This is a genomic window from Synechococcus sp. R60.1 (assembly GCF_047461835.1).
Classification (GTDB): Bacteria; Cyanobacteriota; Cyanobacteriia; order Thermostichales; family Thermostichaceae; genus Thermostichus.
On the sequence record NZ_JANSIA010000159.1, the window covers coordinates 1 to 1,513 of the forward strand.

2 protein-coding genes are annotated in these 1,513 nt (G+C 59.4%); both read right to left on the reverse strand.

The annotated features are described in order from the left end of the window. Positions 1–236 (reverse strand): IS607 family transposase (locus tag NW834_RS13655; RefSeq protein ID WP_414426361.1); only part of this gene is annotated, 236 nt, incomplete at its 3' end. Between the two features lie 67 nt (positions 237–303). Continuing rightward, positions 304–1,410 (reverse strand): ABC transporter ATP-binding protein, encoded by a 1,107-nt coding sequence (locus tag NW834_RS13660; protein ID WP_414418848.1) that lies wholly within the window; start codon positions 1,408–1,410, stop codon positions 304–306. Positions 1,411–1,513: the final 103 nt, after the last annotated feature.

Sequence of the window (1,513 nt, forward strand, 5' to 3'; positions counted from 1 at the left end):
CTTGCAATCTGTCTCTCCAAGTCTGGCTTCTGCCCTCGGCTGCTGACTCGGGCGTACAAAACGACTCGTTTGACTTTTCTTGGCGTTTTGATGTAGCTGTCGAGGTCATACCTTCTCGCCCTACCGGATGGTGTGCGTATTGCCTTGATCCAACCTTTCTGTTCCCATCGCCTCAAAGTGTGGAGACATACCCCGAAATAGTCCGCCGCTTCTCTCGGTTTCACATACCTAGCCATACTAAGCAGCCATGCTGAACATACTATACGTTATTTTCAGTATAGTCCAGCATATCATTGACTAGAGTCATACTCTCCCCTCTTCCTTTGGGAAAAGGGCCGGGGGTGAGGGATCCCCGCCAACCCCCACAGGCCACAGAGCCTCTGGCGGCAAATGGATCCACACTGCCTGCCCCGGCGCAAACACTTGGTGGGGAGCCACCCAAGCCTGCAGACTGCCCCAAGGGGCTTGCAAGGTCAGCCGTCGCTGGGTGCCCGCAAAGCGTTCCGCCATCACCTGGGCCAAGAAAACATTGTCGGCCAAGCCGGGCGGATGGGGAAACACCTGCACCTGTTCCGGGCGCACCGTCAGCCGCACCTGACCTTGGAGTGGCGCGGCGCTTTTCAAGAGGATCCCGTCGTTGAGGCGAAGCTGGTGACCCTCCGCCTGCGCATCGAAAAAATTGACCCCGCCAAAAAAGCGGGCAATGCGCTCGGAGCGCGGCTGCTGATAGAACTCCACAGGGGATCCCACCTGGTGTAGCTGCCCCTCAAACATCAGGCCGATGCGTTGGGCCATGGCTGTGGCTTCTGCTTGATCGTGGGTAACCAGCACCGTCGTCACCCCTGTTTCCGCCTGCAGCTCCAGGATGAGAGCCTGCATCTCTTGGCGCAGGTTGGCATCCAGGGCCGATAAAGGTTCATCCAACAGCAGCACCTTGGGCCGAATCACCAAAGCCCGCGCCAGGGCCACCCGCTGCGCTTGTCCGCCAGAAAGCTGGCTAGGCCGACGCTGAGCCAATCCGGGCAATTGCACCCGCTCCAGCATGCGCAAGGCGGCAGCCTCCCGCTCTGTCCGGGGAATGCCCCGCATTTTCAGGCCAAAAGCGACATTCTCCCCCACGCTCAGGTGGGGAAACAGGCGGCTGTGTTGGGACAGCAAAGTCACGCCGCGCCGTTCCGGCGGCAGAGGGTTGAGGGGGATCCCATCCAGCCAGATTTCCCCCGGATAGGGCAAGGGATCCGGCTCCAGCAGGCCGGCGATGAGATTGAGGGTGGTGGACTTGCCGCAGCCCGACGGCCCCAGCAGGGCGAAGATCTCCCCTGCCTCCACGCTCAAAGACAAATCCCTGAGGACAGGGATCCCTCCCTTGTGGAAGCGCTTGCTGAGGTGGCGGAGAACAAGGTGGCCCATGCTTGAGTTACCGGTCAACCTCCCAAGGAGCATGACTCTAGTCAATGATACGCTGGACTATACTGAAAATAATGTACAGTATGTTCAGTATGGCTGCTTGGTA